Origin of the sequence: Methylophaga sp. UBA3603 (genome assembly GCF_002375335.1) — a bacterium.
Taxonomy (GTDB): Bacteria; Pseudomonadota; Gammaproteobacteria; order Nitrosococcales; family Methylophagaceae; genus Methylophaga.
In genome coordinates, this window is the sequence record NZ_DFMC01000008.1 from 272,495 (window position 1) to 288,174 (window position 15,680).

The following is a 15,680-nucleotide window of genomic DNA, read 5'->3' on the forward strand; positions in this document are numbered from 1 at the left end:
GGGCTGTTTTCACAGCCCTTTTTTTATGACTATTATTGGTAACGAGCTTTATTAGGTTTGAGCGTGTAAATCTGTCGCTGCCTGTAATAATTTATTGCTCTGCAATAAGAACTGCCAGCGTCTGCCACCTTTCTGTTGCCATAACACTGCAGCGCGAATTCCAGACAGCAGCAGAGCACGAATACGATTAACGTTATCAGCTTGTTGCAGATAAGTGGAATCACCAAACACCTGAATACGCGGCGTGAGTTCACTGACGGTACGCTGATAGATATCGGCGAAACGGGCAATTACCTGCGGACTGGTGATGCTGCCAAAGTATTCAATCTGTTGCGGAATCTGATCCAGTTCACGGGTAATCAGATCCAGCATTGCGGGGCGCTTTGCCAGTTTGCGTTGCAAGTGCAAAATTCCGATTGCATAGCGCAACACCACAATATCGCCAGGTTGTTTACGTTTCGATAGCTGATTATTGAACTGACGGATCCCCGTTGTTAATTTACTGATTTCACCATAAACCGATTCAGTATCAGGCGCATCCATCACCAGTAAACTCTGCAGCATGGTCTGCATATCATCGTTATCGACCTGACCGGTTTCAGCAATCTGCTGCACTAAAGTCACGGATTGCATCAAAGCGGAGAGAGCAATGACACGATCATGAATAATTGTTCTCTGACTCATGGATGCATCCCCGGAGCGTTGGTATCGATAATAATGCCACCGCCCAAACAGACATCATCCTGATAAAACACAACAGATTGTCCTGGTGTGACGGCGCGTTGTGGCGAGTCAAATTCAACCTGAATATTGCCTTGTTCATCCTGAGTGATGAGGCAGGGCTGATCTGGTTGACGATAGCGGGTTTTTGCACTGGCACGACATGGCAATTCCGGGGCTTCGCCAGCCACCCATGAAAGTTGTTCAGCGGTAAGTTTAGTGCTGTAAAGCCATTCATGTTCACCTTGAACAACATATAAAATTCGCTTTTCCATATCCTTGCCAGCCACAAACCAGGGCTCACCGCTGCTGTTTTTACGACCACCAATGCCAAGGCCCTGGCGTTGGCCGAGGGTGTAATACATTAACCCTGAATGTTCACCAATTTTTTCGCCTTCCGGGGTGCGCATTTCACCGGGTTGAGCCGGAATGTAACGCCCCAGAAACTCGCGAAAACGTCGCTCCCCGATAAAGCAGATACCGGTGCTGTCTTTTTTGTCGTGATTGATAAAGCCAGCTTTTTCGGCAATCTGACGCACTTCGGTTTTTGGTAATTCGCCCAGCGGGAAAAGAGTACGGGATAATTGCGCCTGACCAAGGGTATACAGGAAGTAACTCTGGTCTTTGCTGTTATCCAGGCCTTTCAATAACTGAAATTTACCTTCATGTTCGCGCACTCGTGCGTAATGACCGGTGGCAATCAGATAGCCACCCAATTCCATGGCGTGATCTAAAAAAGCTTTAAATTTGATTTCACGATTACACAGAATATCGGGATTCGGCGTGCGGCCCGCTTTGTATTCATCCAAGAAATGTTTGAATACATAATCCCAGTATTCCATAGCGAAATTGGCTTCATGAAAAACGATGCCCACTTTATCAGCAACTGATTGGGCGTCTTTGCGATCATCCTCAACAGTACATTCGCTTTCATCCGCATAGTCGACCCAGTTTTTCATGAACAGACCTTCAACATCAAAGCCTTGTTGTTTAAGTAACAACGCTGAAACAGAGGAGTCCACGCCGCCGGACAGACCGACAACTATTTTTTTGTGTTCAGACATAATTAATCAGTTAATAAATCAAGTGGATAGCGTTTTCCAGCGAGGTAATCCTGTAAACATTGCTCGACTAAAGGACTGCGAAACTGTGATCGACGCTGTTTGATAGTGTCAGCATCCAGCCAGACAGCCTGATGAATGTCAGTATCCAGTGGTCTATCCAGCTTTTCCCCCACGCTTCCGCTAAAACAGAAACGAATATAGGTATTTTCAGTTTGCTGATGTCGCCAGCGATAGATACCAATCAACGACTCAGGCGTAAATTGCCAGGCTGTTTCTTCCAGTGTTTCCCGGATAACCGCTTCAATCAGGCTTTCTCCGTCTTCGAGATGGCCGGCTGGCTGGTTGAGTTTGAGTTCGCTGCCGATCATTTCCTCGACCATCAGAAATTGCTGGTCGCGTTCTATTACGGCGGCTACGGTGGTTCTTGGAGTCCAAATCATCGGCGTATTTTATCACGGTCTGAAAATTAACTTCGCACCATTGTCCGGGTTGCAGATCATTTAATTGCCAGGGGCCAATCGCTACGCGGATCAATCTTAATGTTGGATGGCCGACTGCAGCAGTCATACGGCGTACCTGTCGGTTTTTGCCTTCACTGATTTGCAATTCCAACCACTGGGTTGGAATCGATTGTCGAAATCGTACCGGCGGAACTCTTTCCCACAAATCAGGTTCATTGATAAGTCTGGCATTAGCCGGTTTGGTCAGACCATCTTTTAACATGACACCCTGTTGCAATTGTTCAAGCGCAGCAGCATCCGGAATGTTTTCCACCTGAACCCAGTAAGTTTTGCTTAATTTATGTCGTGGATCGCTGATATGATGTTGCAATTGACCATCGTCGGTCAGCAATAATAATCCTTCACTGTCCCGATCTAACCGACCTGCCGGATAGATGTCCGGTATATCTATGTAGTTCTTCAGTGTCTTACGACCGTCGCTATCGCTGAATTGAGTCAGCACGTCATAGGGTTTATTAAATGCAATTAGTCTGGTCATGGTTATATCAACGCCATAGATCATGTAAAATGCCACTTTTAACTTCAGGAGCCGTGCATGGCATATCAACACATTAGTGTACCGGAACAGGGTGCAGCCATCGGCGTTAATGCCGATTATTCATTGAATGTACCTAATCAACCGATTATCCCTTTTATCGAAGGTGATGGCATCGGTATCGATATCACACCGGCCATGATTGATGTGATTGATGCGGCAGTGAACAAAGCCTACAACGGCGAACGCAAAATTTCCTGGATGGAAGTCTACGCTGGCGAAAAAGCCACACAGCTTTATGGTGCTGAAACCTATTTGCCAGAAGAAACCATTGATGCGTTGAGAGAATATTCGGTATCGATCAAAGGTCCGTTAATGACGCCAGTGGGAGGCGGGATTCGCTCTTTGAATGTGGCATTACGTCAGACGCTTGATTTATATGTCTGTCAGCGCCCGGTACGTTATTACCCTGGTACGCCAAGCCCGGTTAAAGCACCCGAAAATATCGATATGGTTATCTTCCGCGAAAACTCAGAAGATATTTATGCCGGTATTGAATGGGCTGCCGGTACACCTGAAGTTCAGAAGGTCATCGACTTTCTGCAAAAAGACATGGGTGTCAGCAAAATCCGTTTTCCTGAAACCTCGGGGATAGGCATCAAGCCGGTTTCCAAAGAGGGAACAGAGCGACTGGTACGTAAAGCCATTCAATATGTTATCGACAATGACCGTGATTCATTGACCCTGGTACATAAGGGTAACATCATGAAGTTCACCGAAGGGGCTTTCAAACAATGGGGCTATGACCTTGTTGAAAAAGAGTTTGGTGCTACGCCGCTGGATGGTGGGCCCTGGAAAACCTTTAATAATCCAAATACCGGTAAAAAAATCGTTATCAAAGACTCGATAGCCGATGCATTTTTACAGGAAATTTTATTGCACCCTAAAGATTATGATGTGGTTGCCACATTGAATCTGAATGGTGATTACATTTCTGATGCCCTTGCTGCACAGGTTGGGGGAATTGGCATCTCACCGGGTGCAAATTTAGCGGATGCCGTTGCGATGTTTGAAGCAACACATGGCACAGCACCGGCTTTGGCTGGAAAAAATAATGCGAATCCGTCATCATTAATCCTATCGGCCGAAATGCTTTTAAGACATTTAGGTTGGGGCGAAGCGGCAGATCTGGTCGTTTCCGGCGTCTCAGGCGCCATTTCTAATGCGCGTGTCACCGGTGATTTAGCTCAGGCTATTGGCGTCGATGCGTTGAGTTGTAGTGATTATGCTGCAGCTGTTATTCAAAACATGTAAGGAGTTTCCATGAAAGTTGCAGACAACAAAGTAGTCGTGATCGACTACACGCTCACCGACAACAGCGGCACAGTCATTGATAGCAGTGAAGGTGCCGGCCCGCTGGCGTATCTGCATGGCGCTGGCAATATTATCCCTGGTTTGGAAGATGCCCTGGCGGGCAAAGAAACTGGCGATAAAGTCCAGGCCAGTATCGAACCAGCAAATGCTTATGGCGAACGCCATGATGCGCTAAAACAGGATGTACCTGCTGAATTATTCAGTGGTGTAGAAAAAGTTGAAGTGGGTATGCAATTTCAGTCCGAAACCGAGCAAGGCCCGGTTTTGGTCACTGTAGTAGCAATCAATGATGAAACTGTTACCGTCGATGGAAATCATCCTCTGGCTGGCGTACATTTGAACTTTGACGTTGAAATCCGTGAAGTTCGTGAACCAAGTGCAGAAGAGCTTGAACATGGACATGTTCATGGTGAAGGCGGTCACCAGCACTAAAAACTAAAACTTAGATTTAGTCTCAAAGACGGGCATTGTGCCCGTCTTTTTGTTTCAGACGTAGAATTTAATGCAAACTATAGAACAACTAAAACAACAATTTGCTATTGCTGATCGCCTGGATTTTTCAATGGGGCCGTCAGAATGTGTAATGATAAATATCAATACGCCTCATGCCAAGGCACGTATAACAACTCAGGGTGCGCAGGTATTATCTTACCGCTCTGCACATGCATTACATGATCTATTGTTTTTGAGTCGAATGAGCCGTTATGGTGATCGGCGGGCAATTCGAGGAGGTGTCCCGGTCTGTTGGCCATGGTTTGGTGTTGATCCCAGTGGTAAAGGCCGTCCTGCTCATGGTTTTGCACGTAACCGTGTTTGGGATTTGATTGATGTGCAACAGACTGAAAATGATGGCATTAAATTGACTCTGTCATTATCACCGGATCCTAAGGACGAACCGCTTTGGCATTGTGCTTATAGTTTGAAAATGGTGATTGAGATCAATGAACAGTTAACATTATCCTTAACTACTGAAAACCTTGATCAAGAAAGTTTTGTTATCTCACAGGCATTGCATACTTATTTTGCAGTGGGAAATATCGAAAAAACTCAGGTGAGGGGGTTGAGCAATCATCATTATCTCGACAAGGTAGAAAATTTTCGTGAGAAACTTCAGGCTGGTGAGATCGTTTTTAACGGCGAAACAGACAGAGTGTATTTGAACAGTCCTGACAAGCTATTTATTGAGGATTCTGACTGGGCACGCCGCATTGTGGTAGAAAGTTCAGGTTCAAATACCACAATAGTATGGAATCCTTGGGATAGGGTGGCAACATTAAAAGATATGACTGATGACTCGTATCAGTACTTTGTCTGTGTTGAAACGGCCAATGCCGCCAATAACAGTATCAGTTTGGCACCGGGTGAATCGCATACGATTTCAGCTGGTTACAGAATCATGCCATTGGGTTAGAAAGTGACATTTCAATCTCAGCTGTTCAACAACGATATAGAGTGTGCTTAAGTCCAGCGTTGACGTAATTCTTCACGATGTAAAGCCAGCCATTGGATAGCAATAATCGGAATCGCCGAGATAATTTTACCTGTTTCCAGCAAGGCATAGACTTCATCGAATGATAATACACTGACTGAGATATCTTCATCTTCCTCATCCAGGCCATGTAATCCACCAATATGGGTGCTATCTATGCGTCCACAAAACAGGTGTAATAGCTCGGATGTACCGCCCGGAGAGGTGAAAAACTCACTTATCTTGATCATTTCCAGTATTTCACATCCTGATTCCTCAACGGCCTCGCGATAGGCCACGGATTCTGGTGTTTCGCCAGGTTCAATTGCCCCAGCCACAATCTCAAGAAGCCACGCACGCTCATCATTTAGTTGTATGGCGCCGGGACGAAATTGTTCGATAATAACCAACGCATCTTTTTGTGGATCATAAAGTAATACCGCAACACAGCTTCCACGATGAAAGACTTCTCGGGTTAGCGGTGCACTCCAGCCACCTTTGTATAATGTATGTTTTAAAGAGACAACTTTTAAACTAAAAAAACCGCTATAAGCGGTTGTTTCTTCAATGATTTCAAACTGTTTTTTGCTCATCAGTTTTCCTTACATTTCAGGGATGTTATTCGACAGGGGTAAATGCTGATTTTGATATACCCTCTACACGACGCAATACCGCAGTAAATTTGGTGCCATCTTTTTCAATGTGCTCCAGTTTGACCGGCAAATAATTCAATTCCGGTGCACACCACAAAGTGGTTTCCCGATCCTTGTCGCTGTCTCTATCACGTTGTCTTTTGAATTTAACAGTGTTTATGCTGCCAAGTGGTGTAGTTATCGTTTCCTGCTCAAGTCTTTTGATCTGATAATGTTTTAGACGGCCGCCATCTGCAATTAAATAATTAAAGGTTTTCTGTTTGGGATTCTGCAGCAAATCCAATCTCAGTTGTACCTGATAAACATGTTTTTCCAATGTACTATCTTCAATTTCAAGATCCCATGGATGAACCCTGTCATCTATATGTACGGAGCGATTACGCCAATCAAAGTCCATGCGTAAATATTTATCTTTTTTGCCACCATTGCGTTGATAAAGATATTGACGGGGCTTAATCTGCTGTTGGGAGAGGGTCCATAAGCTGGTTTCCTTGACCGTATCGCGTTTGAATAAAGCAACTACACCTTTGGCCTTAGTCGCTGAACGAAAGCGATGCAAACCATCTGTTAAGGTTTCCAGCTGCTGGTTCAGCTCGCCAGCCTGCAAACCATTCATATTGATTTCATATTGTGCAGAATAATCAGCTAGGTCTTGAGCACAAACCGTAGCAGACATAAACAGCAACACCAGGTAGGAAAAATAGCGCATGAATAATCAGTTCTGTTGTTGAATCAGCAACCTTAAGGCATCAGGATAAAGCTTATGTTCCTCAATCAACACTCTGGCTGCCAGAGTGTCTTCAGTATCATTTTCCAGAATAGGTACTTTAGCCTGTAATATTATCGGTCCGGCATCCAGTTCCTCGGTAACAAAGTGTACCGTCGCACCATGTTCTTTTTCACCGGCTTCGATGGCTCGTTTGTGCGTATGCATACCTTTGAATTTAGGTAACAGCGATGGATGAATATTGATTAATTTATTCGCATAGTGCTTAACAAATCCTGCGCTCAAAATCCGCATAAAGCCAGCTAATACAACATAATCCGGAACAAAAGAATCAATCAGCTTCATCAGCTGTTCATCAAACGCTTCACGACTTGTAAAAGCCTTGTGATCCAGTATTCGGGTGGCAATGTCAGATTGCTGAGCAAATTCCAATCCAGCTGCATTGGGACAATTACTGATTACGGCAGCAACCTCCGCATCCAACTCATTTACCTGAATCGCTTTAACAATTGATTGCATGTTGCTGCCACGTCCTGAAATCAGGATGACCAACTTGGGTTTCAAGGCAGTAGTCATTTAATAATGACTTGTTCTTCGGTGTCACTATTTTCAATATGGCCAATACGCATAGCCGTCTCACCCAGTGCAGTCAGAATCTGTACGGTTGCATCGGCATCCTGCTCAGCTACACAAACCACCATGCCAATACCATTATTAAAAGTGCGATACATCTCACGATCGACCACATTTCCCTGCTGTTGCAGCCAGTCGAAAACGGCCGGTCTTTGCCAGCTTTTACTATCAATAATTGCCGTTACATTTTCTGGTAATACGCGGGGAATGTTTTCCAATAAACCACCACCGGTAATATGAGACAATGCGTGAATATTAATTTTTTCATGTAGTTGTAGTAATGACTTAACGTAGATTCTGGTCGGTGCCAACAGTTTTTCACCTAATGTTGCACCATCAAATGACATATTCAGATCAGCTTTGCTGACTTCAATAATCTTGCGAATCAATGAATAGCCATTTGAGTGTGGTCCGGAAGACGCGATCCCGATAATGGCATCACCAGCTTTTACCTGAGATCCATCAATAATGTTGTCTTTTTCTACAATGCCGACACAAAAACCTGCTAAATCAAAATCACCTTCCTGATACATGCTTGGCATTTCAGCTGTTTCGCCGCCTACCAATGCAGCCCCTGATTGAAGACAGCCTTCAGCAATACCGCTGACAACATCCGTTGCTACATCAATATTCAGTTTTCCGGTGGCATAATAATCAAGGAAGAATAACGGTTCCGCGCCAAGAACCGCGATATCGTTGACGCACATGGCAACTAAATCAATACCAATGGTGTCATGTATTCCAGCCTCGATTGCCAGTCTTAATTTGGTGCCAACACCATCTGTTCCTGAGACCAAAACCGGTTGTTTATATTTATCGAGCGGTAGTTCAAACAGGCTGCCAAAACCACCCAGTCCAGCCATGACACCAGGACGACGGGTTTTGGCTGCTAAGGGTTTGATACGCTCGACAAGCGCATTTCCGGCTTCAATATCAACACCGGCATCGCGGTAACTGAGAGCTTGGTTTGATTGGGTAGGTGGAACGACTGGATCGGTCATGCTGGCTTCCTGATTATTTGGACATCACACACAAAAAACAGCGTGTTAGAATACCACAATGCCTAGATTATTTTTCTCACTGATTTTCGTTTTCGCTGCGTCGATTGTCTCCGCCGCGGAAGTTACTGATTTATATCAAGCTCAAGCACCTGTTGCTTCGCAGAGTGAAGAAGATCGTCAGCGACTCGCGCCGGAATTGCTCAAACAGGTGGTAGTAAAAGTCGTTGGTGACCGTCGCGCGGTGGAGCAGGCAGATATTTCTGCTCTGGTAACCGATGCAGACCGGTATGTCGATCAATATTATTATCAGCAAATTCCAAATCCTGACAGCGATGTTGCGGAACAACAATTAGCTTTAACGCTCGAATTTAATGCTGAAGGCATCAATAACGCCTTACAACGAATCGGGTTGCCAGTATGGGACAAAATCCGACCTGAGACACTGTTCTGGGTGGCTATTGAGTACGCAGGGAAACAACAATTGATTGGGGAAGGTGATGAAGATTCATTACTTTTTCATATCGAACAGGCAGCAAAAAAACGCGGTATTCCGTTATTGTTGCCATTGATGGATCTTGAGGATCAGACTCAGCTGACTTTTAACGATGTTGCCACGGGTAATAATACTGCTGTAAAACAGGCCTCCGAGCGATATGGTTCTTCTGTCATTGTGTCAGCTCGTTTACGGGGTAATGAGGAATCTGTCGAAATAAGTTGGCAGGCATTGCTTGGTGAAGAGGTTGAGCGCTGGTCAAGTCAGGGTGATGTTAAAACAGCGATTCAAAACGGGGTGGATGAGTTTGCTGATCGGCTGGGTAGACGGCTGAATATCTCATTCAGTGAATCAGATAATACCGAAATGGAAATTCATGTTTCTGGTATTGAAGACTACGATGGCTACAGTCGACTAATGGATTATCTGGGAAGCTTACAGGTCGTTTCGGATATTAAAGTCGGTAGCTTGGGCAGTGAGAAGCTCGATTTGGTTTTACTTATTCAGGCTGAGCCGGAAAAATTCAGACAATTACTAGCGATGGGACGGGTAATTGAGCCCGATACCACTGATGATAGCGGCTCTCAATACAGGTTATTACCTTGAGTCCACGGGATATTCCCAACCTCATTTGTGTATTTCGAATTTTATTAGTTGGCCCTATTGTCTGGCTGATGATTGAAGAAAAGTTTTCCACTGCATTGATTCTGGTGGCCATCGCTGGTATTTCTGATGGTGTGGATGGTTTTCTGGCTCGTCATTTTCACTGGCAAAGTCGTCTGGGCTCTATTCTTGATCCACTAGCAGATAAATTTCTGCTGGTCGCAACATTTACCACATTAACCTATATGCAACTATTACCCTTGTGGCTATTATTGCTGGTGTTTGGTCGAGATTTACTGATTGTTTGTGGTGCTTTGATTTATCATTTCAAATTCGGTGAATATGAACTGTCTCCGCTCTGGAGCAGTAAAATCAATACAGTTTTTCAGATTGCTTTAGTGTTGCTTGTTATTTTGCAGCAAGAATGGCTTCCGCAAGTAGCGACATGGAGTACAACCTTAATCTGGTTGGTGGTGGCAAGTGTCATCATTAGTGGTAGTGAATACATTGTGGTATGGGGGACAAACGCGTGGCGTCAGATGAAAAAAAGCTCATGAGTGATACCAATAAATTCCTGTTGCTAGGGCTATTGATTTTATCTGGCTGGCTAATGATGGAGTTATCTTCTGTTTTAACACCATTTTTTATTGCGGCATTATTGGCTTATCTGGGAGACCCACTGGCCGACAGATTGGAAAACTATCGTTTATCCCGCACTTTAGCGGTATGTGTTGTTTTCGCTATATTTGTGCTGACGGGAATGATTTTATTACTTATTTTTATTCCCATGCTTAGTGCTCAACTGGCATCTTTATTTGAAAAACTGCCAGCTTATCTGGATCAACTGCAAAACTCGCTGGAGCATGTGTTGCAAAGAGTCGGTTTATCAACAGATATGATCGACCTTAATACCGTTAAAACCGCTTTGCAGGATTACTGGTCGGAAGCGGGAAAAATGGCGGGTGATGTCTTTGGATATATGACCCGTTCAGGCCTTGTGATATTGCAATGGTTAACCAATCTGATCCTTATCCCGGTACTGACGTTTTATCTGTTGAGAGACTGGGACGATCTGGTGGCCAGGTTTCGCGAATTATTGCCGCGTAAACATGCAGACAAAATCATTAAGATTAGCGGTGAATGTGACGATATGCTGGCAGGCTTTTTACGCGGGCAGTTGATGGTAATGCTGGCCTTATCAATCATGTATTGTATCGGTCTGACATTGATTGGACTCGACCTGGCTTTACTAATTGGAGTGATAGCCGGTATTGTGAGTTTTGTACCATATCTTGGTTTATTTATTGGTATTCTGCTCGCCGGTCTTGCAGCCTATTTACAGTTTCAGGAATGGTTACCCATCCTGTGGGTCGTTCTGACATTCGGTTTTGCACAGATGGTTGAAGGAATGTTTCTGACACCTCGATTTGTGGGCGAACGGATTGGTCTGCACCCCGTGGCAGTTATTTTCGCAGTGATGGCTGGTGGCACATTATTCGGGTTTGTCGGTGTATTGTTAGCACTGCCAGTGGCCGCTGTAGTGATGGTTTTGTTACGGCATGCTCATCACCGCTACCTGAACAGTCATCTGTATTCCTGAGCAGCAGGTGATGAATAAGCAGGAAATACAGCTGACGCTGCGGTTAACACCGCATGAAATCTTCACGATAGATAACTTTATCTTTGAAAGCGATGAGTTAGCCTCTGTTGTGGATGCGTTCTGCCTGGAAAAAAAACCTGATTTTCTCTATCTTTGGGGAGAGTCCGGGGTTGGTAAAACCCATTTGAATCTGGCAATTGCCGAACGCCTGCAAAATCAGGGGTATCCGGTGAGTTATATTAATCTACAGGAACTTCGCGATACAGCAGATGCTGAGGTATTAGCTTCCTTAGTACAGAGCCATGTTGTCTGTTTGGATGATCTGCAGGCAATCTGTGGCGATGCTGCATGGGAAGAGGCGTTATTTCACTGCTTTAACCGTTTACGTGAGAAAGAGCATAAATTACTGATTTGCGCTGATCAGAACCCGGCACAATTAGCCATTGAATTGCCTGATCTTCGATCCAGACTGGCAACGGGATTAATTTATCAATTGCCTTCAATGACTGATGCATTGAAACAACAGGCGTTGATCAGTCATGCACAGAGTAGAGGATTGATTTTGCCTGAAGAAGTAGCCCAATATCTATTACGCCATTACAGCCGGGATATGCCGTCATTGATGTTAGTATTGCAACGTCTCGATAAAGCGTCTTTACAGGCACAGCGTCGATTAACCATTCCATTTGTCCGGGAAGTTATACAACGTGGCTGAAAAGCCATCAGTGACAATTATCTGGCCTGGTTTAGCCACTGCGATGCAGGAAATTAATCAGTCTTTATTACCCGAAGAACTGAAAAAATTATTAAAAAAAGCACATTTCACTGCTAACAACCATACGTTTGAAAAAGCATTAATTCAGCTTTTTAGTTCCAGGCTCCTCACAGGTGCTGATTTGCCCGCTTCGGCATTACGAAATCCAGGTCAACTAAGTCTTTGCGCTGATCCGTGTTATCTGCATGCTGATCGAGATCATCTTTTATTGTTTTCAATTAATGATTTAACAATGGAAGAGGGCACCCAGCTTAGAGAATGCATTCAACCTTTATTGAATGATTTTGATGCTCAACTGGTGCCTAATGATTTAAACCATTGGTCAGTTTGGTTGGAAAATATGCCCGATATTTCCCTAACGGCAATGCCATCACTGATTGGTAAGTCGGTAGTCTCAGCGTTACCGACCGGACAGGAACAAAATGCCTGGTTACGTTTGAATAATGAAATTCAAATGGCTTTATTTGAACATCCGGTTAATCAACAAAGACAGTCAGCTGGCAAATTGCCAGTGAATAGTCTCTGGTTTTGGGGCAAGGGAGACTGGCAACCGTCTACCAATGGATGGGATAAGGTCTATGGCGATTCGACTTTATTAAAGTTACTGTCCTCTGCGTGTTCTGTCAGCTTTAACTCTTTTTCTGAGTGGAAACCTGAGCAGTTGGGAGGTGGAAATCAATTACTGCTGTTACCGGAACTGGATTTGCAGAATGATTGGCAGCAACGCTTGCAGCTTGTGACGGCACAACAAATTTTGCCTTTAAAACAAAAATTACGCCGTTATCAAATTCAACAGTTACGTTTAATCATTCCTGAACATGGCCAATATCAGTGGCGCTGCTGGGATGTATGGAAGCCTTGGCCATTATGAATATTCAACAGCGTAATATAGGTGATATCAGTGAATTACCTGAGGAATGGCCAGCATGTATTCGAAGAATCATGGCGGCGAGGGGTATTGTTAAAGCAGATGAATTAACCTTTGATTTAGCTGGATTGCCAAAACCCTCGGAAATGCTGGGGATGGAAGCAGCCGTAACATTATTGATCAAGGCATTACAGCAGCAATGGCGAGTAATGATTGTGGCGGATTTTGATAGCGATGGCGCTACCAGCTGTGCAGTAATGATGCGTGGTTTGCGCATGATGGGGCTGCAACATATTGATTTTATCGTTCCAAATCGATTCGTGCATGGTTATGGCTTAACCACAGAATTACTTAACGAAATTGATAGTGAAACCCAGCCGGATTTATTGATTACCGTGGATAACGGGATTGCCAGTCTGGATGGGGTTGCTCTGGCCAAACAACGTGGTATGCAAGTGTTGATCACTGATCATCATCTTGCCGCAGAACAATTGCCACAAGCCGACGCTATCGTTAATCCTAATCAACCCGGAGATAACTTTCCCAGCAAAATGCTGGCAGGGGTTGGGGTGGCATTTTATGTGCTGGTCGGTCTGCGGCAGGGATTACGTGATATTAACTGGTTTGAATTACAGCAACTGACAGAACCTCGTCTGGTGGAATTGCTGGATTTGGTCGCATTGGGCACCGTCGCCGATGTCGTGCCTTTGGATAGGCTCAATCGCACACTGGTGGATCTTGGACTGAAACGTATGCGGCAGGGACGCGCCTGTGCAGGTATCAGCGCTTTATTACAAATTGCCGGTAAGGACATCAATCGATTATCTGCACAGGATTTGGGCTTTGCCATTGCGCCGAGGTTAAATGCAGCGGGCCGTATGGATGATATGGGGTTGGGCATTGATACCTTACTGACGGATAACTTTGCTATGGCTCAGCAAGCTGCTCAGTTGCTGGATCAGATTAATATTGAGCGTCGCTCGGTTGAACAAGGCATGCAGCTGGAAGCTCTGGCGATGCTGGAAAAACTGCAGCTGAATGAAACCACTCAGGCAGCTGCTTATTGTTTATATGACGAAAGCTGGCATCAAGGGGTAATCGGATTACTCGCCTCTCGAATTAAAGAAAAACTGCATCGGCCAGTCATCGTGTTTGCACCGGGCGAACCTGGTGAAATCAAAGGTTCAGCGCGCTCTATAACGGGCGTTCATATTCGTGATGTCCTGGTTAATGTCGCTGCTAAATATCCTGATTTAATTTTACGCTTTGGCGGACATGCGATGGCAGCAGGGTTAACATTAAAGCAGAACGACTTTTCATTGTTTGAGCAGGCATTCAGGGAAGCTGTTCAGCTTTCAGCCGATCCCAGTGTATTTGAACGCGCTTTGTATTCTGACGGTGAATTATCGGCGCAGGAACTGAACCTCCAGCTGGCCGAGCAATTACCGGTTCTGGCGCCATGGGGTCAGGCTTTTCCGGAACCACAGTTTCATGGACAGTTTGTGTTACAGAATTATCGTCATGTCGGTCAGCAATCAGACCATTTGCGTTTAACCGTAAAACTGGATGATGGGCGTGAAATCACGGCAATGGCGTTTCGTCAAACAGCTCCAGTATGGCTCCAGATTGGACAGAAGGTTGTCTTGCACTACCGTCTGGATGTAAATGAGTTTCGACAAAGCAAATCACTACAGTTGCTGGTTGATAACCTGTTGCCGAGTTAAATATCCAGTGTTTGAATAGTTACCTGCTGTCGAAAATCGGCCAGTTCATCACCGTGAAATAATTCTGTTCCGGCGTGCATGACGGTACCGGCTCCACAGGCAATACCATAACGCAGTGCTGTTTCGGGCTGATCATCAAGGCAGAAACCGGCCACCAGCCCCGCGACCATTGAATCACCTGCACCCACAGTAGTATTCACTGGTACTGATAACGCTTTCGCATAAAAACTGTTGCTCGGACTGACTAATAGAGCTCCTTGATCACCTAAAGAAACACAGACATGTTTAACACCGGACAACTGCAGTTTTCTGGCGCATTCAGCAATTGATTCGATAGTGTCGAGTTTTATTTGTAGCAGGGTTTCCAGTTCATACAAATTAGGTTTAATTAAAAATGGTTTCGCCTCAATTGCCAAACGCAATATGTCACCATGACTATCGACGACAGTTCGTCCACCATGTTGCTGGATTTTATGCACCAAATCAGCATACAGAGAGGTTGGTACAGTGGGCTGGCAGGATCCGGTAAGAATGCCATAACCATTCCCTACAGAATTGGCAAAATTTTCCACCAGTTGAGTTAACTGGGCTGCCGGGACAGGTGTGCCAGCATCAGTGATTTGAAATTGAGATTGTGTATCAAGCTCAATAATCGTGCTGTTAATACGCGTCTGTCCTGAGACATGATGGAACAGAACATTGGGTAGTTGTTCATCAAGCATGTCTTGCAGAATCTCACCAATGGAACCGGCAATGACACAATAAGTTGTTGCCTCTACCTGCATACGAAACAAAGCCCGGCCAATATTGATACCATTACCCCCTGGATCATGACGGGCAGCATCGGAACGTGATTTTTGGTCGGGGATTAACTTTTTGACATGGTAAGTCACATCCAAAGCGGGGTTTAAACATAAAACATGAATGTTTCCCGATGACGACGTCATTACTGTCTCCATTAATAAGATTTGTTCGATAAAA

Annotated in this window: 18 protein-coding genes; 9 read left to right on the forward strand and 9 right to left on the reverse strand. The window is 44.8% G+C overall.

The window, feature by feature from the left end; genetic code table 11:
• Positions 1-51: 51 nt before the first annotated feature.
• The 4 genes from hflD to B4F66_RS06725 are packed head-to-tail and all read right to left on the reverse strand — an operon-like array spanning position 52 to position 2,783.
• Complete coding sequence (gene hflD, locus B4F66_RS06710; RefSeq protein WP_292357273.1) at positions 52-684, reverse strand: high frequency lysogenization protein HflD; 633 nt, start codon at positions 682-684, stop codon at positions 52-54.
• On the reverse strand, positions 681-1,784 hold the full coding sequence (mnmA, locus tag B4F66_RS06715; protein WP_292357271.1) for a tRNA 2-thiouridine(34) synthase MnmA: 1,104 nt from the start codon (positions 1,782-1,784) through the stop codon (positions 681-683). Before mnmA ends, hflD begins: the two co-directional genes overlap by 4 nt.
• A 2-nt stretch (positions 1,785-1,786) precedes the next feature.
• Positions 1,787-2,164, reverse strand: coding sequence for an NUDIX hydrolase (locus B4F66_RS06720; RefSeq protein WP_292357270.1), 378 nt, complete (start codon positions 2,162-2,164; stop codon positions 1,787-1,789).
• Complete coding sequence (locus B4F66_RS06725) at positions 2,085-2,783, reverse strand: pseudouridine synthase (protein WP_292357268.1); 699 nt, start codon at positions 2,781-2,783, stop codon at positions 2,085-2,087. Before B4F66_RS06725 ends, B4F66_RS06720 begins: the two co-directional genes overlap by 80 nt.
• A 57-nt stretch (positions 2,784-2,840) precedes the next feature.
• Here B4F66_RS06725 and icd point away from each other — a divergent pair, with 57 nt between their 5' ends.
• The 3 genes from icd to B4F66_RS06740 all read left to right on the forward strand — a co-directional run bounded on the left by icd (position 2,841) and on the right by B4F66_RS06740 (position 5,565).
• Positions 2,841-4,094 (forward strand): NADP-dependent isocitrate dehydrogenase, encoded by a 1,254-nt coding sequence (gene icd / locus B4F66_RS06730; RefSeq protein WP_292357267.1) that lies wholly within the window; start codon positions 2,841-2,843, stop codon positions 4,092-4,094.
• A gap of 9 nt (positions 4,095-4,103) precedes the next feature.
• A complete protein-coding gene (locus B4F66_RS06735) occupies positions 4,104-4,586 on the forward strand; it encodes an FKBP-type peptidyl-prolyl cis-trans isomerase (RefSeq protein ID WP_014707250.1) in 483 nt (160 codons plus the stop codon).
• 70 nt (positions 4,587-4,656) lie between these two features.
• A complete protein-coding gene (locus B4F66_RS06740) occupies positions 4,657-5,565 on the forward strand; it encodes a D-hexose-6-phosphate mutarotase (protein ID WP_292357265.1) in 909 nt (302 codons plus the stop codon).
• Between the two features lie 47 nt (positions 5,566-5,612).
• Here the strand turns inward: B4F66_RS06740 and B4F66_RS06745 are convergent, their stop codons facing one another.
• From B4F66_RS06745 to purM, 4 genes are read right to left on the reverse strand one after another with little or no spacing between them, the layout of a single operon-like run.
• Positions 5,613-6,215, reverse strand: coding sequence for an NUDIX domain-containing protein (locus B4F66_RS06745; protein ID WP_292357264.1), 603 nt, complete (start codon positions 6,213-6,215; stop codon positions 5,613-5,615).
• A 25-nt stretch (positions 6,216-6,240) separates the two neighbouring features.
• Entirely contained in the window at positions 6,241-6,984 is a 744-nt protein-coding gene (locus tag B4F66_RS06750) for a DUF3108 domain-containing protein (protein ID WP_292357263.1), read from the reverse strand.
• Between the two features lie 6 nt (positions 6,985-6,990).
• On the reverse strand, positions 6,991-7,578 hold the full coding sequence (gene purN, locus B4F66_RS06755) for a phosphoribosylglycinamide formyltransferase (protein WP_292357262.1): 588 nt from the start codon (positions 7,576-7,578) through the stop codon (positions 6,991-6,993).
• On the reverse strand, positions 7,575-8,636 hold the full coding sequence (gene purM, locus B4F66_RS06760) for a phosphoribosylformylglycinamidine cyclo-ligase (RefSeq protein ID WP_292357260.1): 1,062 nt from the start codon (positions 8,634-8,636) through the stop codon (positions 7,575-7,577). The genes purN and purM overlap by 4 nt, the downstream gene beginning before the upstream one ends.
• A 58-nt stretch (positions 8,637-8,694) precedes the next feature.
• Between purM and B4F66_RS06765 the strand changes: the two genes are divergently transcribed.
• From B4F66_RS06765 to recJ, 6 genes are read left to right on the forward strand one after another with little or no spacing between them, the layout of a single operon-like run.
• A complete protein-coding gene (locus tag B4F66_RS06765; RefSeq protein ID WP_292357258.1) occupies positions 8,695-9,735 on the forward strand; it encodes a DUF2066 domain-containing protein in 1,041 nt (346 codons plus the stop codon).
• Positions 9,732-10,289: a CDP-alcohol phosphatidyltransferase family protein gene (locus tag B4F66_RS06770; RefSeq protein ID WP_292357257.1), complete on the forward strand. Its 558-nt coding sequence runs from the start codon at positions 9,732-9,734 to the stop codon at positions 10,287-10,289. The genes B4F66_RS06765 and B4F66_RS06770 overlap by 4 nt, the downstream gene beginning before the upstream one ends.
• The gene (locus B4F66_RS06775; protein ID WP_292357256.1) at positions 10,286-11,332 is read left to right on the forward strand and encodes an AI-2E family transporter; all 1,047 of its coding nucleotides are present in this window, start codon (positions 10,286-10,288) and stop codon (positions 11,330-11,332) included. Before B4F66_RS06770 ends, B4F66_RS06775 begins: the two co-directional genes overlap by 4 nt.
• A 10-nt stretch (positions 11,333-11,342) precedes the next feature.
• On the forward strand, positions 11,343-12,047 hold the full coding sequence (gene hda / locus B4F66_RS06780) for a DnaA regulatory inactivator Hda (RefSeq protein ID WP_292357254.1): 705 nt from the start codon (positions 11,343-11,345) through the stop codon (positions 12,045-12,047).
• The gene (locus B4F66_RS06785; protein WP_292357252.1) at positions 12,040-12,978 is read left to right on the forward strand and encodes a hypothetical protein; all 939 of its coding nucleotides are present in this window, start codon (positions 12,040-12,042) and stop codon (positions 12,976-12,978) included. Before hda ends, B4F66_RS06785 begins: the two co-directional genes overlap by 8 nt.
• Positions 12,975-14,699 carry a single-stranded-DNA-specific exonuclease RecJ gene (gene recJ, locus B4F66_RS06790; protein WP_292357250.1) on the forward strand — a complete coding sequence of 575 codons (1,725 nt, stop codon included), beginning with the start codon at positions 12,975-12,977 and terminating at the stop codon, positions 14,697-14,699. Before B4F66_RS06785 ends, recJ begins: the two co-directional genes overlap by 4 nt.
• On the opposite strand, the gene B4F66_RS06795 is transcribed toward recJ, so the two are convergent.
• The gene (locus tag B4F66_RS06795) at positions 14,696-15,646 is read right to left on the reverse strand and encodes a 1-phosphofructokinase family hexose kinase (RefSeq protein WP_292357248.1); all 951 of its coding nucleotides are present in this window, start codon (positions 15,644-15,646) and stop codon (positions 14,696-14,698) included. The genes recJ and B4F66_RS06795 overlap by 4 nt on opposite strands.
• Positions 15,647-15,680 lie beyond the last annotated feature (34 nt).